The sequence below is a fragment of the Corallococcus exiguus genome, from assembly GCF_009909105.1.
GTDB classification, from domain to species: domain Bacteria; phylum Myxococcota; class Myxococcia; order Myxococcales; family Myxococcaceae; genus Corallococcus; species Corallococcus exiguus.
In genome coordinates this window covers 1,130,383-1,150,652 of sequence record NZ_JAAAPK010000002.1, presented here as the reverse complement: position 1 = coordinate 1,150,652, position 20,270 = coordinate 1,130,383, and the positions used below count along the sequence as shown (strand labels likewise).

The following is a 20,270-nucleotide window of genomic DNA, read 5'->3' as shown; positions in this document are numbered from 1 at the left end:
CTTAACACCTTTACTCCCGGGTTTTCTGGGAAGACGGGCCGCCCCCCTCCCCTCCGGCCTGGCGCGTCATGCCGGAGGGGGCGGTTGGATCAGGCCGCGGGGGCCGGAGCCGGGGCATCTGGCTGCGCGCGCACGGTGGCGGCGACGCTGTCGAGCGCCACGGGAACGGGCTCACCCCCGGCCATGGGCTTGAGCTTCGCCTGGCCGCTGGTGCGCTCCTGCTCGCCCAGCACCAGCGTGAAGCGGGCACCGGACTTGTCCGCGCGCTTCATCTGGCTCTTGAGGCTGCCGCCACGCGTGTCGAAGTCCACCTTGAGGCCTTCGCGGCGCAGGCGGCTGGCGAGCTTCAGGCCCTCGTCCTGCGAGCCCTCGTCCGCCACGGCGATGAACAGGTCCGGCCGCTGGGTGAACGTCTTGCCGCTCTCCTTCAAGAGCAGCACCAGCCGGTCCAGGCCCATGGCGTAGCCCACCGCGGGCACGTCCGGCCCGCCCAGGCCCTTCATCATCTTGTCGTAGCGCCCGCCGCCGCCCACCGTGCTGGCGGTACCCAGCGCGGGGTGCGAGGCGATGAACTCGAAGACGGTGCGCGTGTAGTAGTCCAGGCCGCGCACCAGCCGGTGGTTCACCACGTAGCGGATGCCCAGCGCGCCCAGCTTGCGCTGCAGGTCCGTGAAGTGCGTGCGGCACGGCTCACAGAGGAACTCCAGCACGTTGGGCCCGGCCCCGGCCACCGCCTGGCACTTCTCGTTCTTGCAGTCCAGGACTCGCAGCGGGTTGCGCTCCAGCCGCTGCTGGCAGTCCGCGCACAGCTCTTCTTTGTGCGCGTTGAGGTACTCCACCAGCTTCGCGTGGTACGCGGGCCGGCAGTTGTCGTCGCCCAGCGAGTTGATGTTCAGGGTGACGTCCGTGAGGCCCAGGGCCTCCAGGAACTGCACCACCACGTCCATCAGCTCCGCGTCCTGCGCGGGCTCCTTGGCGCCGTAGGCCTCCGCGCCAATCTGGGAGAACTGACGGTAGCGGCCCGTCTTCATCCGCTCGTAGCGGAACATGGGCCCCATGTAGAACCAGCGCGACACCGGCTCCTGGTTGTTCACCGAGTGCTCGATGTACGCGCGCGCCGCGGGCGCCGTGCCCTCCGGACGCAGGGACAGGCTGCGGCCGCCCTTGTCCTCGAAGGTGTACATCTCCTTGCCGACGATGTCCGTCTCCTCGCCCACGCTGCGCACGAAGAGGGCCGTGTCCTCCACCATCGGCGTACGCACCTCGCCGTAGCCGAAGCGGCCGAACAGCGTGCGCGCGGTCGACTCCACGAACTGCCAGACCTCAATCTCGCCCGGCAGAAGGTCGTTCATCCCCTTCACGCCGTTGATCTTCTGGCTCACGTGATGACTCCGATACGCGTGCCCATGCGCACCACCGCCTCCGGCTGCATGCTGTCATCCCAACGCACGCGGCCGGGCTCGAAGCAGAGGATGACGGTGGAGCCCATCTCGAAGCGGCCCAGCTCGCCGCCCTTCTCCACCGGGATGCCCGCGCCGTAGTTGTGCACCTTGCCGGGCTGGCCCACGTGCGTGGTGATGTCCTCGTAGGACGCCTTGATGCGCGACACGCAGGTGGCGCCCACCTTCACCACGGCCACCTTGCCGGCCACGGTGTCCAGGTACGTGACGAGCCGCTCGTTCACGCAGAACAGCGACTGCTTGTTCTTCACCGACGCGGGGTTCACCGGCCAGAACTCACCCGGGATGTACGCGTACCCGGTGATGGTTCCGCCCAGCGGCGAGTGGATGCGGTGGTAGTCGCGCGGGGACAGGTACACCGTCGTCCAGGCGCCGCCGTGGAAGGGCTTCGCCGCCTGCGAGTCACCCAGGAGCTCGTCCACCGTGTACTCGATGCCCTTGGCCTGCAGGCAGCGGCCGTTGTCCGCGTAGCCCACCTGGGACACCCGGCCGTCCACCGGGGACACGACGACCTTCTCGCCGTCGTCCACCGGGCGCAGGCCCGGCTTCAGGCCGCGGGTGAAGAACTGGGCGAAGGTCGGGTACTTCTCGAAGGAGTGCTCCGCCTCCTCCATGTCCACGTTGTACGCCTTGGCGAAGGTGCGCATGGCCCAGTGGTGCACCGGCGCGGGCGCGGGCAGGCGCGTGGCCAGCCCCACCGCGGAGGACACCGCCGACTTGGGGAGCACGCGCATCAACTTCATGAAGGTCTGTTCGTTCATCGAAGGTCGTCAGCTCTTGAAAGAGAGAAGTTCAACGCCCGCCATCGTCCACGGGCACCGTGCCGCCGTCCTCATAACGGCGCACGGTCCGCACGGCGCTCTTGGGTAACAGCGCCAGCACACGGCCGTCTTCAACCACCAGCACGGAGTCCCGGTGAGAGGGGTACCCCAGCTGGCAGGACGCCCGGTCGCTCAGCTGCCAGGTGTCCCGCATTCCCCGCCCCTCCACGGTCACGGCCGTGCCGCGGGTAAAGCAGCCCTCGAAGCCGGCCACCAGCTCGGAGGCCGGGGTGCCCGTCTGGGGCCCGGCAATCACCCCGGCGTCCGCCGGCCCGGCGTCCACCGGCTCCGCCGCCACGGGCTCGGCCTGGCGCGGAAAGTCCGTCGAAGAGGGGTCCATCGTGGGCAGCGCGCTGGCGCTGGCCACCGCGCGGCGCTGCTCCTCCTGGGCCGCCTGCATGCGCGTGCGGCCCTCCTGGATGCGCTGGAGCAGGGACTGGGACGCGAGGGAGTCCACGCTGTCCGCGGGCACGCGCTGCAGCTGCGCTTCAATCTCCCCGATGGAGGGGTCCAGGTACGCGTCGTCCAGCTTCTGGGCGTAGAGCGCCGTCCACCGGCGGCTGGCCTGCTCGAACTCGGGCGAGGGCGGCGCGGGCGAGCGGCTGCATCCGGCGGCGAACAGGAAGACTGCGAGGCCAAGGCCCATGAAGGGCCGCTTCGAACGGGGGACCTGGGGGCGCACGGCCCCGGTTTATGCCACCTTCCGTCCAGCCGCGCCCCTTTTCCGCACGGGCGCGGGCAGGCGCACCTACACGCCCAGGAACAGCCGCTTGCCGAAGTTGAGCGCCAGGTCCGCGTCGAAGATCTTCTGCGCGGAGGTCTCGATGTCGTACTCCACGCGCAGGTACTCCACCGTGCGCGCGTCCGTGTCGCAGATGACGAAGCAGGCCCGGTTGTCGTAGTCGCGCGGCTGGCCCACGCTCCCCACGGACACGATGTACTTGTAGCCCTTGCGCAGCACGAACTTCTGCGCGACCACGTCGTTCACCTCGCCGTTGCCAATGGCGAACGCGCGGCACAGGTGGCTGTGGCCAATGAAGGTGACTTCCGGAAGCTCCGCCACGTACGGCGTCAGCTCCCGCGCCTGCTCCAGCGCGAAGATGTACTCGTACGCCTTCGGGTCGATGGGCGAACCGTGGCAGAAGCCCACCTCGCCAATGCGGTACGTGTACGGGAGGCTGCGCAGCCAGGCCAGGTTCTCGTCGGAGATGACGTTGGCGCTCCAGTCGAGCGCGTGCCGGGCGGCGTCGTAGTAGTACGAGTAGTCCATCCGCCCCGCCACCGCCGCGTCGTGGTTGCCCAGCAGCGTGATCTCCGCCACCGAGCGCACCAGGTCGCAGCACGGGTTGGGGGACGCCCCGTAACCGACGATGTCCCCCAGCGACACGAAGCGGTCCACCTTCTGGTGCTCCGCCACCCTCAGCACCTCCGTGAGGGCCTCGATGTTGGAGTGGATGTCGGAGATGACGGCGATGCGCATGGGAACCCTAGGGGTGGGTTTGCTGCTGGGAGATGATGCGCCGCAGACTCGTCAGCGCGTCCGCGTCCAACGCTTCGAATCTCAGGCCCATGCCCGGAGGGCGGCCGGCCGGCTGCACTTCCTGCCGCAACCAGACGACCGTGGCCTGCGCCTGCAACTGCGTGTCCGTCGCCTGCTGGGTGAGCCGAACCTGCGTCCGCGTCCCCGCCGCCAGCGGGGTGCTCGTCCTCAAGAAGAGGCCGCCCTCGCTCAGGTTGGCGATGCGTGCATACAGGGTCACGTTCTCACCCTCGCACCAGCAGCGCAGGTGGGTGCCGACCCGCGCGTACTTTCGATTGTCGCTCAACCCGGGGACCTCCCGACGTGGCACCTTCCCGTCCACGTCGGCGCTGAAAAAGGACGTCCGCACCGGATTTATTCATCCACTGCGTCCGCCCGAGCCTAGGGAGGGTGGGTGCGGCCCGTCAAGTTCCACACCGGGCCATCCGTCCTCTCGCCCGTGCTCCCCTACCCGCCCAGCGGGCCCAGGTCGTCGAAGTGGGTGAGCTTCTTGAACTCGGCGAAGCGGGCGTGGATCTCCGGGCGCTGCACCTCGCGCAGGCGCTCCAGGCTGAACTTCTCCACGGTGAAGGACGCCATCACGCTGCCCATGACCATGGCCTTGCGCAGCACCTGCTGATCCACCTTGCCGGCGCCGGAGCTGGCCAGGGTGCCCATGAAGCCGCCGGCGAAGGTGTCACCCGCGCCGGTGGGGTCGAACACCTCCGACAGGGGGAACGCCGGGCAGGCGAAGATGTGGTCCTGGTCGAAGAGCAGCGCGCCGTGCTCGCCGCGCTTGATGACCACGCGGGACGGGCCCATGGCCAGGATGGCGCGGGCGGCCTTCACCACGTTGTGCTCGCCGGACAGCTGGCGCGCCTCCGCGTCGTTGATGAAGAGCAGGTTCACGCGCTGGAGCGTCTTGAGCAGCGCGGGGCGGCTGCCCTGGATCCAGAAGTTCATCGTGTCCGCGGCCACCAGCTTGGGCGCCTTCACCTGGTCCAGCACGCGCGACTGGAGCTCCGGGTGGATGTTGCCCAGGAAGACGTAGGGCGTCTCGCGGTAGGCGGCCGGCAGGTTGGGCGAGAAGGACTCGAAGACGTTGAGCTGGGTGTCCAGCGTCTGCGCCTCGTTGAGCTCCCAGCCGTACTTGCCCTTCCAGCGGAAGGTGCGGCCGGCCTCACGGGTGAGCCCCTCCAGGTCGATTCCGCGCCCGCGCAGGAACTGCAGGTGCGCCTCCGGGAAGTCCTCGCCAATCACCGCCACCAGCTGAACGGGGCTGAAGAAGGACGCGGACGTGGAGAAGTAGGTGGCCGAGCCACCCAGCACGTCCTCCTTCTTGCCGAAGGGCGTTTCCAGCGAGTCCAGCGCGATTGAACCGACGACGAGCAGAGACATGAAGGCTTCTTCCTGGGGGTGACCCGGCGCGGGTACGGCATCGCGTCAGGGCACGGCGCATTCCAGGGGAAACCCCGTGCCCGTGCCGGGTACGACACCTTCCCGGTAACGTCAAGGGGACAACGGTCTAGAAGGTCGGGATGCCCGTGGCGGTGATGAGGGACTTCAGGTCGTCGTCGGTGAAGAAGAAGCCCGCGCCGAAGAAGAAGTCGCGGCCGGCGATCAGGCGCCGGGTCGCCGCGTCGCGCTGCCTGGCGTTGAGGATGTCGTCCATGCCCGCCATGACGTACAGGTGGTCGAACGCCTGGGCCTTCAGCATGGCGCGCAGGCGCGGGTAGCGCAGCTCGTCCGCGGTGAAGTTGAACGCGTCCATCTTCAGGGTCAGCACGTCGTCGAAGAGGTGCAGGTCCGCGCCCACACCGCCCGTGGATTCAATGAGGCCCACGCGCAGGGTGGTGAAGTAGTAGCGCTTGGCGAACTGGAGGCTGACCTTGAAGGACTCCCGGGTCACCTTCTGCGTCTGGATGACCGGGTCCCCTTCCGACGGCGGGTTCGTCTGCACCACCTGCGTGCTGACGGAGCCGCGCGGGTCGTCGATGATCTCCAGCAGGTAGTACTTGTCCGGCTTGGGGATGAGCTTCAGCGTCAGGCCGTTCTTCGACGCGCCCTGGGACAGCAGGTAGCTGCTGAACAGGCCCACCTCCGTCTGGAGGGTGCTCAGGCGGGTGGCGAACTCGCTGACGTCCGTGACGGCCTCGCTGAGGCGCTGGCCCAGCTGCTCGTCGGTGAGCAGCGCGCCGGCGGCGCCCTCGCCGTCCTTCACCTTGCGGGTGATGTCCTCCAGGTTGGCCAGGGTGTTGTCCAGCCGGCCCAGCGTCTGCTTGAGGCTGGAGACGCTCTCCTTGAACTCCCCTTCCCCGCTGCCCACGATGTTCTTGACGGTGCCCAGCACCTCGCGGACGTCCTGGGTGATGCGCTCCACGTTGGTGACGATGCGCGTCACCTCCGCGCCGTTGCCCTGGGTGAGGGCGCGCACGTCGGAGGACACGCCCTCCACGTTCGCCATGATGGTGTCCAGGCGGTCCGTGTTGCGGCGCACCGTCGCGTCCACCGAGTCCGACAGGCGGACCAGGTTCTCCACGATGCGCTCCAGGCTGCCCGCGCCCTTCTCGCCGCCCAGCACCTCGCGCAGCGCGCCCGTCACCTGCTGGATGTCGGAGGTGATCTGCGACAGGGACTCGAAGACGGCCTCCACGCCCTGGGTGTCGATGACGCGGCGGATCTGCCCGCCGTTCTCCAGCTCGGGCGACTGCTCCGTGCCGGGGTTCAGGTCCAGCAGGTAGTCACCCAGCAGCGACTCCGAGCGCTTGGTGACCGCGGCGTCCTGGCGCAGGTCCACGCCCTTGCGGATCTTCAGCCAGACCTTCGCGCGGGTGCCTTCCAGGCTGATCTCGCTGATCTCGCCCACGGGAATGCCGGCGATCTGCACGCGGCCGCGGACCGCCAGGCCGGACGCATCCCGGAAGTAGGCCCACACCTTGGTGGAGTCTCTGTCGCTCAGTCCGCCCTTCGTGGCGAACAACACGAACGTGATGAGGAAACCACCGGCGGCGAGGACCAGCAGGCCAACACGGAAGGGCGTGACGAGCTTCTTCACCTGATGTGACTCCGAGCGCTACCACCGGCCGCGCGCGACTCTAACGATTTGCATGCCGGGTGCCAGCTTTTCATGAAGGGCTGGAATCCTTGGGGGACCGGTTTCCCTACCCCCATGTCCTAGTTCTTGCCGAACCAGGTCTGGAGGAAGACCTGGACGGCCGGGTGCTGGGACGCCCGCAGCTGCTCCGGCGAACCGTGCTCCACGATGACGCCCTTGGACAGGAAGGCGATCTGGTTGGCCACGTTGAAGGCGGACGCGATGTCGTGGCTGATGACCACGCTGGTGACGCCCAACTCCTTCTGCGCGGTGAGGATCATGTCGTCCACGGAGTCCGTGGTGATGGGATCCAGGCCGGTGGTGGGCTCGTCGTAGAGGACGACCTTGGGGTCCAGCACCACGGCGCGCGCCAGGCCCACGCGCTTGCGCATGCCGCCGGACAGGTCCGCGGGGAAGCGGCCCTCCACCTCGCGCTTGAGGCCCATGAGGTCCAGGCGCTTGCGCACCTGCTCGCGGATGGCGTCTTCCGGCAGCGACGTGTGCTGACGCAGGGGGAAGGCGACGTTCTCGAACACCGTCATGGAGTCGAAGAGCGCGGCGGCCTGGAACACCATGCCGAAGCTGCGGCGCACCTGCTGCAGCCCCTCCACGCTCATGGGGACGATGTCCTGCCCGTCGATGATGACCTGGCCGCTGTCCGGCTTGAGCAGGCCGATCATGTGCTTCATCAACACCGTCTTGCCGGAGCCGGAGCCGCCCAGGATGACGCAGGTGCTGCCCGCGGGCACGGTGAGGTTGATGCCGGTGAGGACCTTGTTGCCCGCGAACGTCTTGTGCAGGTCCACGATGTCGATCATGGCCCGCGCGGATCCGGGCGGAGTCTGGGGGCCCATCAGTGCATCAACATGCCGACGATGAAGTCGAGGATGAAGATGGCCAGCGCGCTCGACACCATGGCCTCCGTGGTGGCCTGGCCCACGCCCTTGGCGCCGCCGGACGCGTTGAAGCCCTTGTAACAACAGATGAGGGCCACGGAGAGGCCGAAGATGGCGCCCTTGAGCAGGCCCTCGTAGATGTCCGCTGGCGCCATCCACTGCTGGGTGCGTGACAGGAACGTGCCGGGGGAGATGCCCAGGCCGAAGACGGCGACCACGTAGGCGCCCGACATGCCCGTGGTGTTGAAGAGCATGGTGAGCGCGGGGACCATGAACAGGCCCGCGAGCACCCGGGGCACCAGCAGGTACTGCACCGGGTTGACGGCCATGGTCTCCAGCGCGTCCACCTGCTCGGTGACGCGCATGGTGCCCAGCTCCGTGCACATGGCGGAGCCGGCGCGCATGGTGACCATCAGCGCGGCGAACACGGAGGCCAGTTCACGCGTGAGCGTGAGGGCCACGGTGGGGCCCACGAGGCTCTCCGCGTCGAACAGGGCGAACGCGGTGGACGTCTGGAGGGCGAACACCATGCCGGTGAAGGTGCCGGTGAGCCCCACGATGAAGATGGAGCCCACGCCCACGAAGTCCAGCTGGGTGAAGAGGTTATTCAGCCGGAACGGGCGGCGCACGCTCCAGCGGAAGACGTCCAGGCCCAGCGCGACCACGCCGCCAATGCTGCTGATGACGTCGATGATGCCCTTGCCGAGGCCCTCCACCGACTGGGTGAAGGCGCCGGTGAACCGGTTGGGTTTGCTGGGGGTCTCGGTGGTCATGCGTTCAGGCGGGCGACTCTACGTGCTCCGGACGGCGGCACAAGGGAACTGAGCGCGGGCCCATCCCACCCCCACCTCCATCGGCTGGTTGCCCGGGGGGCTCCCACGCGACGCGCAGGTGGGATGCGATGGGGCTTCCTCCGCCTGGGGTCGGCCGTTATGTTGCGCGGCCCTCTTTACTTCCACGCCCGGCGCGCCCTTCAGGGGAGTTGCCGGGCCAGAGCGACACGACAGCATGGCTACTCAGAAGGTCGGCGGCGAGGTGGATGCCCAGTGCACCCGCTGCAAGATGAACCTGGCGCACACCATCCTCGCGATGGTCGGTCCAAAGATCGTGCGCGTCCGCTGCAACACCTGCGGCGGGGACCACGCGTTCCGGGGCACCGCGGGCGTCACGGACCGCCCCACCAAGGCGTCCACCCGCGCCCCTCGCGCCGCATCCTCCGGCGGCTCGACCCGCGCGGAGAAGGTGGTCATCTCCTTTGACGAGCAGCTGGCGGGCAAGGACCTCGCGAGCGCGCCCAAGTACAGCCCCAAGGACACCTACAAGGTCGATCAGGTGCTCCACCACCCGACGTTCGGCGTGGGCCTGGTGACGGCGGTGCGCGGCGACAAGGTGGACCTCACCTTCCGCACGGACACCAAGACGCTGGTGCACGGCCGGGGCGGCGTTCCGGCGGACAGGCCTGTCTTCAGTCCGCCGACGAACAAGCACACCGGACCGGCGGACAAGCCCCAGGCCGAGCTGCCCCCTGATTCGGAGGCCGCTGCTGAGATTTCCCTGCCTTCCGGGGATTGACCCGGAGGCCGGAGCGGCGGTCAACTGGGAGGCTGGGTTTCCCGTATGCGTCCGCCGCTCCATCTCGCTGTCTGCCTGCTGATGCTGGGGGCCGCCGTCGCACGGGCGGAACCGCCGGAGGTGGAGGCGACTCCCGGGCGCCTGGTGCTCGGGGAGGACGTCACCGTGGAGGTGCGGGTGCGGGTGCCGAAGGGCGCCGGCCCCGTGCGCGCGGCGGCCTCCTCCGGCACCTGGGAGCAGATGCGGGTGGAGGGCGGCGCCGAGCGCGTCTTCCACTGGAAGCCTCCGCCGGTGCGCTACCCGCTGTGGGCGGTGCTCGCGTTCTGGGTGGAGGACGGCCACGCGCCGGAGGTCACCACCGTGCGGCTGCCCCTGTTGGGACGCACCACGCTGGACGTGTCCACGGCGCCGGGCGCGGAGGTGGTGGTCGTGGTGGGCGACGCGCGCTTCGGCCCGGTGAAGGCGGACGGGCACGGCAATGCACAGGTGCCCGTGGAGGTGCCGCCGGATGCGACGGAGGCGCGCGTGCTCGCGACCCGGGGCACGCTCACCACGGATCGCCGCGCGTCGCTGGAGGTGCCCGCCGCGCGTCCGCTCGTCGCCGCGCTCACGCCGGATCCGCTGCCCGCGGAGGGCGGTGGCTGGCTGATCATCGCGGGTGACGAGGAGCGGCTCTCCGCCTCGGAGCTGACCGTGGAAGCGGAGGGCGCCACCGTGAAGTCGGTGGACCCGGAACGCGCTCGCTACACGGTACAGCCGCGCGCGGACGCGACGGACGTATCCGTCACCGTGCGCTGGAGTGATGCGCCCACCAAGGACGCGGTGATGCTCCAGGGCGCGGTGAAGCCCGCCGCCGCACGGCCCGCGGAGGGGGTGATCATCGACAACACCAAACTCTTCCCGGCGCACGGGGTCCAGGTCCCGATATCGCGACTCAAGTCGCTGTTCCTCCTGGGCGGCGCCGCGTTCGCGAGCGGCGCCAATGGTGGGCCACTGCTGGGGCTGGGCGTCTCCGTGCCGCTGCCGGTGTGGCACTGGCGCGTGGCGGCGGAGGCGGAGGTGGGCCTGCGTCACGCGAGCCTGGACGGACAGCAGGGAGACACGGAGGTGCGCTCGCGCGTGTGGGCGATTCCCCTGCTTTTGTCCGCGCGGGTCACCCTTTTCCAACTGGGTTCCTTTCAGCTGGACGGCCGTGCAGGCGGCGGAGTGCTGGCTTTGAGCCATCACCTGTCGACGCAAGGCATTGGGACCGGGGACGTCTTTCCTGACGCCGTGGATGAGCGCACAGTGCGCGCCATGGGATTCCTGGCCGCGCAGGGCGCCTATCGATTGGGCCGTTGGAGCATCCTCACGGAGGTGCGCGCGGCCCTGGCTCCGGTGGAGACACCATCGCTGCGCGCCGAGATGGGCGGCGTGTCCGTGTCCGCGGGGCTGAGGTTCGTTCCGTGATGCGCGCGGGCCTGGCCGCGGTGGGGATGGCGGCGCTGGCGTGGGCCTGCACGGGCGCCCCGGAGCCGTTGCCTCCGCCCACCATCGTCGGCGTGGAGCCCTCGACGCTGCCGGTGAACGCGAAGGACGAAGACGTCACCGTGCGGTTCGACGCGCGCTACAGCGTGGCCGTGGACTACGGCGCGGAGAAGGTGGATGCGCGCATGGGTTCAGGCCGCATCTGGATGGATGAGAAGGAAGCGACGGTGTCGCGCTTCGACCCGGCGGGCGTCGCCATCGTGACGGTGCCCCGGGGGCTGGGCGCGGGCGCGCACGCGGTGCGGCTGCAATTGGATGACGGGCGCGAGGCGGTGGCCGAAGGCGCCCTCACCCTGCGTCCTCCGGGACAGGAAGTCACCGAACCGCCCCTCACCGAGGACGGGGGCATCCTCATCCTCACCGACGCGGGGCCCATCTACAGCGACTTCGACGGCGGGGTCGACACCACGGACGGCGGCCAGCAGGTGGACGCGGGCCCCGGGCCGGATGTGCCGATGCGCGAGGGCGACATCACGGGCTTCAGCTTCGACGAAATCGAAGGCACGCGCGTGAGCCGGACGTCCTTCGCCATCACGGTGCGCGCCCAGGGCCCGAGGGCCGGGCACTTCCAGGGCTCGGTGGAGCTGAGCGCGTCGCGCGGCACGGTGTCGCCCACCAAGATCGGCCCCTGCGACGTCGGCGTGTGCAACGCGAACGTCGTCCTGACCGCGCCCGCGGGCAACGTGCACATCACCGCGATGGACAGCTTCGGAGTGACTGGCGACTCCAACACGTTCCGGCTGGAGCCGTCCCCCTAGCGCCGCGCCTCACCCCGCCGCGCGCAGCAACTCCAACGTGCGCTGCATGTCCGCGGGCAGCGGCGCATCCACTCCGCGCGCTGGCAGCCCGGGCAACGCGGGCCACTCCACGCGAGCCGCATGCAGCGGCGTCCGGGTCAGCACCTCCTGGGCCCCCTGCCCTCCCAGGTCGCCTTCCGTGAGTGGAGCCTCCCTGCCGTACTGGTGGTCCACGAGCAGCGGATGCCCCAGGGACAGCAGGTGCACGCGGATCTGATGCGTGCGGCCCGTCAGCGGCTCCGCCTCCACCAGCGACGCGCTCGCGAAGGTCTCCACCGGGCGCACCCTCGTGCGTGATGGCTTCGCGTCCGGCTCCTCCGGCTTCGCCACGCGCATGCGCCCCTTGCGGCCGGCGACGAGCGGCGCGTCCACCATCTGGGGCGCCTCCAGCCGGCCCTCCACCAGGGCGCGGTAGCGCTTGCGCACCTTGCCCGCCTCGAAGGCCTGGGACAGCGCGCGGTGCACGTCCGCGTCCAGCGCGAACACCAGCGCGCCGGACGTGTCGCGATCCAACCGGTGCACCACGTAGACCTTGCGGCCCAGGTGGGCTTCCAGCGTGTCGCGCAGGGACGCGCCGCCCTCGCGGCCGGGGATGACGAGCACCCCGGCCGGCTTGTCCACCACCATCACGCCCGCGCCCTCGAAGAGGACGCGGGGAACGTCACCGCTCATTCGTAGTCCGACGCCGGCACGACGGTGATGGGACCCAGCCCTTCCAGCAGCGGCTTGACCTCCGACGCCTTGCCCAGCACGACGATAACGGGCCGGTCCGCGAACGCGTACTTCTTCGACGCCGCGGCCACGTCCTTGGGCGTCACCGCGCGCAGCCGGTCGCGGAACTTCTCCACCCAGTCATCGCCCAGACCGTGCATGCGCATGTCCGCGATGACGGAGGCCACGGACTCGTTGGTCTCCGTGCGCAGCGGATACAGGCCGGCCAGGTAGCTCTGGGCGTCCTTCAGCTCGCGGGGCTTGAGGCCGCCGTCGCGCACGCCGTGGATCTCCTTCAGCGCCACGTCGATGATCACCCGCGTGGACGCCGTCTTCGTGAACGTGGACAGCGCGAAGATGCCGCCCGCGCTCATCGTGTCGAAGTAGGAGCTGACGCCGTAGGTGAGGCCCCGGTTGACGCGGATCTCGTTCATCAGCCGCGACGTGAAGCCTCCGCCCAGCGCGATGTTCATCGCCGTGGCCGGGAAGTAGTCCTCGTGGCCCAGCCAGAAGCCGGGGCCGCCCAGGCGCACCTGGGACTGCGTCTGGTCCGGCTTGTCCACCAGCAGCACCGTCCCGGCCTTCGCCAGCGGCTCCTGCTTGCGGGGCAGCATCGGGTCCGCGTCGGGGCCGCCCGTCCAGCCGGCGAAGGCGCGCTCGGCCTCCGCGGCCACGGTCGCCGGGTCGATGGCGCCCACCACCGTGAGCAGGGAGATCCGGGGCCCCATGCACTCGGCGTGGAAGCGGACCAGGTCGTCGCGGGTGAAGGTGGACACGGTGCGCTTGTTGCCGCCCAGGTCGCGCCCGTACGGATGGTCACCCCAGATGGCGCGCGTGAAGGCGCGGTCCGCGATGGAGGACGGATCATCCAGGTCGTTGGCGAACTGCGCCAGCGCGCGCTCCCGGGCGTCGACGACCTCCTTCTCCGGGAACGTGGGCTCGCGCATCACCTGCCCCAGCACGTCCAGCATCGCGGAGAAGTGCTCCGCCGGCGTGGTGAGGTAGACGGACAGCACGTCCTCGTTGACGCCCGCGTAGAGGCTGGCGCCCACGAACTCGATGGCTTCACTGATGCCATCCGCGTCCATGCGCTTCGTGCCCCGGCGCAGCAGGCGCGCGGTGAAGTCCGCCAGGCCGTCCTTGCCCTGCGGATCCCACACGCCGCCCGCGCGCATCACCAGCCGCACGGAGACCAGCGGCAGCGGCCCGCGCTCGGCGGCGATGACCCTCAGGCCCGTGGACGTGGTGCTCTCATGCAGCGCGGGCAGCTTCAGCTCGCCGGTGGCGGCGGACTTCGGCGCCGTCGCGGCCTTCACCAGCTTCTTGGCTCGGGCCGGCACGGCCTTCTTCACCTGCGCGACCTTCTTGCGCGCGGCGGTGGCCTGCTTGCGCACGGCCTTGGCGGCCTTGCGGACGGTGTTCTTCACTTTGGCGATCTTTCGGGAGGCCATGGTTTACGCCTCCGCCGCTTCGTCACCGGCCTCTTCAGCGCCGGCTTCGGGATGGAGGGTGACCACCGAGCGGCGCTCGGGGGCGAAGTACTTCGCGGCCACGGCCTTCACCTGCTCCGCCGTGACGGACGCGTAGAAGGTCGGCAGGGACAGGCCCTCGCGCCAGTCGCCCAGCAGGGCCTCGTAGTGGCCCAGGGCGTGGCCCCGGCCGCTGTTGGTGGACAGCTCCCGCAGGTGGTCCGCGCGCAGGTTGTTCTTCGCCTTCTGCAGCTCCTTCTCGGTGACGCCCTCGCGCGCCAGCTTCTCCAGCTCCGCGTACAGCAGGGCCTCCACCTTCGCGGCTTCGGAGTCCGGCTTGAGCTCCAGGTAGAACAGGATGGTCCCCGGGTCGATGCGCCAGCTCCAGTCGAGCATCACCGACACGGCGGCCTTCTGGTCGTACACGAGGGACTTCACCAGCCGGCTGCCCTCGCCCTTGGTGAGGATGTACTGGACCACGTCCAGCACCAGCGTGTCCTCGTTGCTGGCGGCGGGTCCGCGGTAGCCGATCATCACGGACGGCGACTGCGCGGGGTGGCGCACCACGGCGCGGCGCTCGCCCTTCTGCTCCGGCTCCGCGTTGAGCACCGACGCGGGCGAGGGGCCGCGCGGGATGTTGCCGTAGTAGCGCTTCACCAGCGCGAGCGTCTTCTTCGGGTCGATGTCCCCGACGATGTAGAGCACCGCGTTGTTGGGCGCGTAGTACGTGCGGAAGTACTCCTGGCAGTCGTCACGCGTGATGTTCTCGATGTCCGCCATCCACCCGATGACGGGCCAACGGTACGCGTGCGCCTTGTAGACGAGCGTGCCCAGCTCCTCGTCCATCATGCCGGGGATTTCGTTGTCCACGCGGACGCGGCGCTCCTCCATCACGACCTGGCGCTCGCTGGCCAGCGTCTGGTCGGAGATGCGCAGCGAGCGCATCCGGTCCGACTCCAGGTCGAGCACCGTCTCCAGCGCGTCCGCGCTGAAGTCGTCGTAGTACACGGTCATGTCATTGGACGTGTACGCGTTGGAGCGGCCGCCGTTGGACTCCAGCGTCTTATCGAACATCTTGGGGCCGTACTTCTTCGCCCCGTTGAACATCATGTGTTCGAACAGGTGGCTGATGCCGGTGATGCCGGGCCGCTCGTTGCGGCTGCCCACCTGGAAGAAGGTGTAGAGGCTGACCACCGGGGCCTGATGGTTCGCCAGCAGGCGGACCTTGAGGCCGTTGGGCAGGGTTGCCTCGTGAACGTCGAAGAGTGCGGCGAGCGTGGGGTCCACCGCGCGCACCGCGGTGGACCGCGGGGATGCCTTGGACATAGGTGCCACACCGTAACCACGGCGCGGCTAGAGATCCACGACACCTTGACGCAGGGCCATCACCACCGCGTCCACATGGGAGTTGACGCCCATCTTCCGGTAGATATGCGACAGGTGCGTGCGCACCGTGCGCCGCTCCAGCGTCATCACCCGCCCCACCTCCGCGTTGGACAGGCCCTTGGCCACGTAGCGAAGGACGTCCAGCTCCACGTCCGTCAGACCCCAGGGCAGCTCGGCGGGCTTCTGGGCGGGCCTGGCTTGGATGGACTGGAAGTAGTTCCAGAAGCGCCGGGCGATGATGGGCTCCAGCACGGTGCCCCCGTCCATGACCTCCTGGATGCCGGAGCGGATCTTCTCCGGCCCCACCCGCTTCACCAGGTAGCCGGACGCGCCCGCCTGGATGGCCTCGTAGACCTTCTGCTCGTCCTCGAAGGACGTGAGGATGAGGATCTCCACCTCCGGGGCGCGGCGCTTGACCTTCTGGGTCACCTGGATGCCGTTGAGGCTGGGGAGCTCCAGGTCCAGCAGGACGAGCTGCGGGCGTTCGCGGACGATGTCGTCCACCGCCTGCTCGCCATCCTGGGAGGTGCCCACGACCTCCAGTTCCGGAAAGGTGCCCAGCACCTTGACCAGGTTCTTCAGGAGCTGGGGCTGGTCCTCGACGACGAAGATGCGCGTGCGCTCCACGAAACTCACCGCCTGGTGGGGGGAGGCTGGAACTGTTCGTCCAGCTTCTGGTGCTGGCCCCGCGAGAAGCGGAGCTGGAAGTCCTTCTGCTCACCGGTGGAGATGGCCACCACGCGGATGTCGCGAGTGCCCGCGCGGACCGGGTAGTTCAGCAGCGGCGTCGCGCGGCGCACCTTCGCCCCGTCGATGAAGACGTTCGCCGGCAGGTTCGTGCGCAGCGTGAGGAACGCGCGCTGGTTCTTGGGAGGAACGCCGGGCTCGGCGGTGTCCTCGTCCACGTCCTCGTCCTCGATGTCCCGCGCGCCCGGGTTGGCCGGCGGCGCGGGCGGTGGAGGCGCGATGGGCTTGAGCGCGGACGGGTTCGCGGGCGGCGTCTGCGTGCCGTTCGCCGCGGGGGCGTTCGGGTCGTAGCGGGGCAGCTCCGGTTCCTGCACCTGCTCCAGGCCCAGCCGCCACGCGGCGACGGCGAACATGAACAGGCCCACCAGGGCGATACCGCCCGCGATGAAGAGCAGTCGCTTGCGGCGGGTGCCGGCGGCCACCGCGTCCACGCGCGGCGTCTCCACCGTGTCGAAGCGCTGGTGCACCGGCAGGTGCCGGTCTGACGGCGCGGGCTCCGCCATGTCGGAGCGCACGCGGCCTTCCGCCTTTGGAGGAGCCATGCGGCGCTCCGAGCGGGGTTCGGCGGGAAGGGCTTCAGTGGCTTCTGCGCGGCCCCGGCTCTGCTGGCGGAGCACGGTCACGTCAGCGGCAGCAGGTGCCGAAGGTGCGCCACCGCCAGCAGGAAGGATCGCCGTCTCCTGGCCGGGAGCCCTGCCCCCGGCCCCCTTCGCGGGGCGCAGGGCCGGGCGCTTCGGCGGTTCTTCTTCCGCTCCCGGGGACTGGGCGGGACGCATGGCGGCGCGACGGCCGGTAGGCACAGGCGGTTCGTCGTCCCCGAGGGCCGGCCCGGGGCGCATGGCGGCGCGGCGGCCGGTGGGCACGGGCGGTTCGTCGTCCCCGAGCGGCGGTCCGGAGAAGTCCTCGATGACCTTCACGCGAGGATTGCGTCCCGCGCGCGCTGACGCCGGGCTGTCCGGGCGGCGGGACTTCTGCGCGAGCACACCGGGCGGTGCGTCCCAGCCCTGCTCCAACGGCCCCGCGGGCGAAAGTTCGGTGCTCCGCACTTCACCTGCCGGCTCGGGCTCGTCGTCCAGGGGGGCGTCGTCATCCGACGCGTAGTCCTCAGGACGGAACTCCTCGAAGCCGGGCGCGGCCTCCTGCGTCTCGGCGGACGCCTCCTTCTCCGTGGGCGCGCGGCTGTACGGCGCGCGCTGGACGATGGAGGCCTCGTACTCCTCCGCGTGCAGGTCCTCCATCTCCGCGCCGGAGACGGCCTCCAGTTGAAATGGCTCGGCGAACGGGACGGGCCCGGGGGCCGCGATGCTCACCTCGTTGGGGAACAGCTCCGACACGAAGCGCGCCACCTCCTCCGCGCCGGGCAGACCACCGCCCGCGGAGAGGAAGTTACGCAGGGCCTGGGCGAACTCGCCGCACGAGCGGAAGCGCCGCTGGGGCGCCGGATCCAACGCGCGCATGATCGACGGATCCAACCGCGAGTTGATCCGCCGATCCAACCGGCTGGGAGGAGGCAGCGCCTCGCGGCGGGTGCTCACGCCGCTGCCCGGCACCACGGCCTCGCGCAGGGTGAGCAGCTCGTACGCGATGGCGCCCAGCGAGTACACGTCGGACGCCTCCGTGGGCGTCTCCCCGCGGGTGACTTCCGGCGCCCGGTACGCGCTGCGGCCCCGGTGCGCGAACGTGCGCTTGAGCTGGGGCACGGACAGGAGCGCCTGGAGCGCGCCAAAGTCGCAGATGGCCGGGAAGCCGTCGCGGGCCAGGAGCACGTTGCCAGGGGTGATGGCGCCGTGGACGACGCCCGCGTCGTGCGCGAGCTGCACGGTCTCCAACAGCTGGATGACGATGGACAGCGCCACCGTGGGCGGCAGCAGCACCTCTTTCGTATTGAGGCGCTGGAGCGCGACGCCCAGCGTGAAGCCGTCCACGTCCTCGCGCACCACGGCGAGCCGCTGGCGCACGAAGCCCACGTCCACGACGTGGAGGAGGCCCGGGTGGCGCACGGGCTGGAGCAGCCGCACCGTCTCCGCCAGCGAACGGGCATAGGCGGGGTCGGAGGTCCGCGGCAGGAAGAGCTTCACCGCGACGGGGATGGAGGGCAGCAGCAGGGATTCGTACAGCTCCGCGAGGTCCCCTGCCTCCGTGCGGCCAATGAGCCGGTACGTCCCGCTCATCGGGTCTTCCGGGGCGACTTGGGCCCACTGGCGCGGCGGCGGGTCACGGCGGCGAACATGAAGCCACACCACACGCACGACTCACCGCGCCGTCCACGGGGCAGCTCCAGGGTGCAGCCAGGGCAGCGGGGCCGGGGCCGGGCGGTGCGGACGGTGGCGGCGGAGGCGCTGGCCCGGGTGCGGACGAGGGGCGGCTTGCGGGCCTCCAGGGCGAGTCGGGCCTCCAGACGGCGCACCCGGTCCTCCAACGCGGTGATGCGAGCGGCCAGGCGCGCGTGGAGGTCCTCGGCGGAGGCCGGGGATGGACGTGGGGTGCGCATCGTTGGACAGAGCGTGCCAGCCCCGTGCGAAGCCCGCAAGGACGCGGGCGAAGGGCATGCGGCGCGTGTTATGTCTTGAGGTCCCGTGTCGCCCATACTCTCCCCTGCCAGGCCCATCCCGGGCGGACCCTCCGTGGATCCGCTGCACGGGAGTTTCCGTTCCTCCATCAGTCGCGAGCGCGCCGACGACGCGGCCCGCCGGGCGAGGGACTTGCTCACCGACGACGTGCTCGGCCGGCTGCTCACCACGCCACGTGAGGCCACGGACCAGGTGCCGCATTCGCGGGACGTGTTCGTCAACCGCAACCTGCGCATGGACCACATCGAACTCATCGGGTTCGATATGGACTACACGCTGGCCATCTACCACATGCGCCGGCTTGAGCAGTTGTCGTTCGACATGACGCTCGCGAAGCTGATCAGCGAGTACGGCTATCCGCCGTTCGTGGGCGGCCTGCTCTACGACCACCACTTCGTGATGCGCGGGTTGGCGGTGGACCGCGTCAACGGCAACGTCCTGAAGATGGACCGCTTCGGTCACGTGGGGCGCGCGTACCACGGCCTGCGTCCGCTGAAGCGCGACGCGTGGAAGGAGCTGTACCGCAACAAGCGCGTGCGGCTGCGCAACCCTCAGTTCGCGTGGAACGACACACTCTTCGCGTTGCCGGAGACGTGCCTGTATTCGGGCATCATCGAGCTGATGGAGTCGCTGGGGCACACCGTGAACTACGGCAAGCTCTACGACGACATCCGGGAAGCCATCGACACGGTGCACCGGGACAACTCGCTCAAGCGGGAGATCCGCAAGGACCTGGCGCGCTACGTGTTCCTGGATCCGGAGCTGGGTCCGGCGTTGCACAAGCTGCGCTCGGGCGGGAAGAAGTTGTTCCTGCTGACGAACTCCGCGTGGGACTACACGAACGCGGTGATGCGCTACCTGTTGGAAGGGCAGCTGCCGGAGTACCCCAGCTGGCGCAACTACTTCGACTTCGTGGTGACGGCGGCGGGCAAGCCGGCCTTCTTCACGGAGGCCCGGCCGTTCCTGGAGCTGGACTCGTCCACGGAAGCCGGCAAGGTCGTGGGCGAGGCGAAGTCGCTGGAGCGCGGCACGGTGTACTCGGGCGGCAACCTGGCCCAGTTCGAGGAGTTCACCGGCTACCGGGGCGAGCACATCCTCTACGTGGGCGACCACATCTACGGCGACATCCTGAAGTCGAAGAAGTCGTCGCTGTGGCGCACGTGCATGATCGTCCAGGAGATCGAGGACGAGATCACGTACACGGACGCGCGGCGCGAGGAGATCGTCACGCTGTCGGAGGTGGAGCTGACGCGAGCTCGGCTGGACGACGAGGTGAACCACCGCAAGACGGTGTTGAACACCCTGGAGCGCAGGCTGGAGCGCGAGGAGTTGGCGGATCCCGAGCGCCAGGAAGTGGAAGAACTGCGCAAGAAGGTGAAGGCGGAGCTGGAGAAGCTGCGCCGGTCGCTGAAGGAGACCAACGGCATCGCGGACACGCTGGAGCGCGACGTCGAGGAGGGCTTCAATCCGTACTGGGGCTTGCTGTTCAAGGAGGGCAACGAGAACAGCCGCTTCGGCTACCAGGTGGAGCAGTACGCGTGTCTCTACACGAGCCGCGTGTCGAACTTCCTGCACCACTCGCCCATGCAGTACTACCGCTCGCCGCGCGACCTGATGGCGCACGAGCAGGCCGGCGCGCTGTCGAGCAAGCTGTCTCCGATGGGCAGTGAGGGTCCGCCGAAGGGGTCGGAGAAAGAGTAG

General features: G+C 69.5%; 19 protein-coding genes. 4 read left to right on the top strand and 15 right to left on the bottom strand.

Annotation, left to right across the window (positions count from 1 at the left end; genetic code table 11):
• Positions 1 to 89: 89 nt before the first annotated feature.
• From hisS to GTZ93_RS11045, 9 genes are all read right to left on the bottom strand, one after another.
• On the bottom strand, positions 90 to 1,352 hold the full coding sequence (gene hisS, locus GTZ93_RS11085; protein ID WP_167548045.1) for a histidine--tRNA ligase: 1,263 nt from the start codon (positions 1,350 to 1,352) through the stop codon (positions 90 to 92).
• 26 nt (positions 1,353 to 1,378) lie between these two features.
• The gene (gene asd / locus GTZ93_RS11080; RefSeq protein ID WP_139917349.1) at positions 1,379 to 2,221 is read right to left on the bottom strand and encodes an archaetidylserine decarboxylase; all 843 of its coding nucleotides are present in this window, start codon (positions 2,219 to 2,221) and stop codon (positions 1,379 to 1,381) included.
• Positions 2,222 to 2,252: 31 nt separating this feature from the next.
• On the bottom strand, positions 2,253 to 2,927 hold the full coding sequence (locus GTZ93_RS11075) for a hypothetical protein (protein ID WP_126934940.1): 675 nt from the start codon (positions 2,925 to 2,927) through the stop codon (positions 2,253 to 2,255).
• Between the two features lie 102 nt (positions 2,928 to 3,029).
• Positions 3,030 to 3,761 (bottom strand): metallophosphoesterase family protein, encoded by a 732-nt coding sequence (locus tag GTZ93_RS11070; protein WP_120526312.1) that lies wholly within the window; start codon positions 3,759 to 3,761, stop codon positions 3,030 to 3,032.
• A 7-nt stretch (positions 3,762 to 3,768) separates the two neighbouring features.
• Positions 3,769 to 4,107: a TIGR02266 family protein gene (locus tag GTZ93_RS11065; protein ID WP_120577481.1), complete on the bottom strand. Its 339-nt coding sequence runs from the start codon at positions 4,105 to 4,107 to the stop codon at positions 3,769 to 3,771.
• Positions 4,108 to 4,268: 161 nt separating this feature from the next.
• A complete protein-coding gene (locus tag GTZ93_RS11060; protein WP_120596391.1) occupies positions 4,269 to 5,198 on the bottom strand; it encodes a PfkB family carbohydrate kinase in 930 nt (309 codons plus the stop codon).
• A gap of 127 nt (positions 5,199 to 5,325) precedes the next feature.
• The gene (locus GTZ93_RS11055; protein WP_139917351.1) at positions 5,326 to 6,855 is read right to left on the bottom strand and encodes an MlaD family protein; all 1,530 of its coding nucleotides are present in this window, start codon (positions 6,853 to 6,855) and stop codon (positions 5,326 to 5,328) included.
• 119 nt (positions 6,856 to 6,974) lie between these two features.
• On the bottom strand, positions 6,975 to 7,712 hold the full coding sequence (locus tag GTZ93_RS11050; RefSeq protein ID WP_120596393.1) for an ABC transporter ATP-binding protein: 738 nt from the start codon (positions 7,710 to 7,712) through the stop codon (positions 6,975 to 6,977).
• A 35-nt stretch (positions 7,713 to 7,747) separates the two neighbouring features.
• Complete coding sequence (locus tag GTZ93_RS11045; protein WP_139917354.1) at positions 7,748 to 8,563, bottom strand: MlaE family ABC transporter permease; 816 nt, start codon at positions 8,561 to 8,563, stop codon at positions 7,748 to 7,750.
• Positions 8,564 to 8,798: 235 nt separating this feature from the next.
• Here GTZ93_RS11045 and GTZ93_RS11040 point away from each other — a divergent pair, with 235 nt between their 5' ends.
• Genes GTZ93_RS11040 through GTZ93_RS11030 form a run of 3 tightly spaced genes read left to right on the top strand, consistent with a single transcriptional unit; the run spans position 8,799 to position 11,647 of the window.
• Positions 8,799 to 9,362 (top strand): hypothetical protein, encoded by a 564-nt coding sequence (locus GTZ93_RS11040; RefSeq protein WP_120577465.1) that lies wholly within the window; start codon positions 8,799 to 8,801, stop codon positions 9,360 to 9,362.
• A 45-nt stretch (positions 9,363 to 9,407) separates the two neighbouring features.
• Positions 9,408 to 10,811, top strand: a complete 1,404-nt coding sequence (locus tag GTZ93_RS11035) for a hypothetical protein (protein WP_139917356.1) — start codon at positions 9,408 to 9,410, stop codon at positions 10,809 to 10,811.
• Positions 10,808 to 11,647 (top strand): hypothetical protein, encoded by an 840-nt coding sequence (locus tag GTZ93_RS11030; RefSeq protein ID WP_161662766.1) that lies wholly within the window; start codon positions 10,808 to 10,810, stop codon positions 11,645 to 11,647. The genes GTZ93_RS11035 and GTZ93_RS11030 overlap by 4 nt, the downstream gene beginning before the upstream one ends.
• Positions 11,648 to 11,656: 9 nt before the next feature.
• On the opposite strand, the gene GTZ93_RS11025 is transcribed toward GTZ93_RS11030, so the two are convergent.
• The 6 genes from GTZ93_RS11025 to GTZ93_RS11000 are packed head-to-tail and all read right to left on the bottom strand — an operon-like array spanning position 11,657 to position 18,490.
• Positions 11,657 to 12,358, bottom strand: coding sequence for an RluA family pseudouridine synthase (locus GTZ93_RS11025; RefSeq protein WP_139917360.1), 702 nt, complete (start codon positions 12,356 to 12,358; stop codon positions 11,657 to 11,659).
• Positions 12,355 to 13,848 carry a M16 family metallopeptidase gene (locus GTZ93_RS11020; protein ID WP_139917362.1) on the bottom strand — a complete coding sequence of 498 codons (1,494 nt, stop codon included), beginning with the start codon at positions 13,846 to 13,848 and terminating at the stop codon, positions 12,355 to 12,357. Before GTZ93_RS11020 ends, GTZ93_RS11025 begins: the two co-directional genes overlap by 4 nt.
• A gap of 3 nt (positions 13,849 to 13,851) precedes the next feature.
• Positions 13,852 to 15,192, bottom strand: coding sequence for a M16 family metallopeptidase (locus GTZ93_RS11015; RefSeq protein WP_139917364.1), 1,341 nt, complete (start codon positions 15,190 to 15,192; stop codon positions 13,852 to 13,854).
• A 27-nt stretch (positions 15,193 to 15,219) separates the two neighbouring features.
• Complete coding sequence (locus GTZ93_RS11010; RefSeq protein WP_120577480.1) at positions 15,220 to 15,879, bottom strand: response regulator; 660 nt, start codon at positions 15,877 to 15,879, stop codon at positions 15,220 to 15,222.
• Between the two features lie 5 nt (positions 15,880 to 15,884).
• Positions 15,885 to 18,170 carry a serine/threonine protein kinase gene (locus GTZ93_RS11005; protein WP_139917365.1) on the bottom strand — a complete coding sequence of 762 codons (2,286 nt, stop codon included), beginning with the start codon at positions 18,168 to 18,170 and terminating at the stop codon, positions 15,885 to 15,887.
• Positions 18,167 to 18,490, bottom strand: coding sequence for a hypothetical protein (locus GTZ93_RS11000; protein WP_121780585.1), 324 nt, complete (start codon positions 18,488 to 18,490; stop codon positions 18,167 to 18,169). Before GTZ93_RS11000 ends, GTZ93_RS11005 begins: the two co-directional genes overlap by 4 nt.
• 85 nt (positions 18,491 to 18,575) lie before the next feature.
• Here GTZ93_RS11000 and GTZ93_RS10995 point away from each other — a divergent pair, with 85 nt between their 5' ends.
• Positions 18,576 to 20,270, top strand: coding sequence for an HAD-IG family 5'-nucleotidase (locus GTZ93_RS10995; protein WP_120577457.1), 1,695 nt, complete (start codon positions 18,576 to 18,578; stop codon positions 20,268 to 20,270).

Coding starts and splice junctions, on each gene's coding strand:
- GTZ93_RS11045 (WP_139917354.1), bottom strand. CDS start 8,563: ATGACCACCGAGACCCCCAGCAAACCCAACCGGTTCACCGGCGCCTTC.
- asd (WP_139917349.1), bottom strand. CDS start 2,221: ATGAACGAACAGACCTTCATGAAGTTGATGCGCGTGCTCCCCAAGTCG.
- GTZ93_RS11005 (WP_139917365.1), bottom strand. CDS start 18,170: ATGAGCGGGACGTACCGGCTCATTGGCCGCACGGAGGCAGGGGACCTC.
- GTZ93_RS11070 (WP_120526312.1), bottom strand. CDS start 3,761: ATGCGCATCGCCGTCATCTCCGACATCCACTCCAACATCGAGGCCCTC.
- GTZ93_RS11020 (WP_139917362.1), bottom strand. CDS start 13,848: ATGGCCTCCCGAAAGATCGCCAAAGTGAAGAACACCGTCCGCAAGGCC.
- GTZ93_RS11060 (WP_120596391.1), bottom strand. CDS start 5,198: ATGTCTCTGCTCGTCGTCGGTTCAATCGCGCTGGACTCGCTGGAAACG.
- GTZ93_RS11015 (WP_139917364.1), bottom strand. CDS start 15,192: ATGTCCAAGGCATCCCCGCGGTCCACCGCGGTGCGCGCGGTGGACCCC.
- GTZ93_RS11040 (WP_120577465.1), top strand. CDS start 8,799: ATGGCTACTCAGAAGGTCGGCGGCGAGGTGGATGCCCAGTGCACCCGC.
- GTZ93_RS11075 (WP_126934940.1), bottom strand. CDS start 2,927: ATGGGCCTTGGCCTCGCAGTCTTCCTGTTCGCCGCCGGATGCAGCCGC.
- hisS (WP_167548045.1), bottom strand. CDS start 1,352: ATGAACGACCTTCTGCCGGGCGAGATTGAGGTCTGGCAGTTCGTGGAG.
- GTZ93_RS11000 (WP_121780585.1), bottom strand. CDS start 18,490: ATGCGCACCCCACGTCCATCCCCGGCCTCCGCCGAGGACCTCCACGCG.
- GTZ93_RS11025 (WP_139917360.1), bottom strand. CDS start 12,358: ATGAGCGGTGACGTTCCCCGCGTCCTCTTCGAGGGCGCGGGCGTGATG.
- GTZ93_RS11035 (WP_139917356.1), top strand. CDS start 9,408: ATGCGTCCGCCGCTCCATCTCGCTGTCTGCCTGCTGATGCTGGGGGCC.
- GTZ93_RS11050 (WP_120596393.1), bottom strand. CDS start 7,712: ATGATCGACATCGTGGACCTGCACAAGACGTTCGCGGGCAACAAGGTC.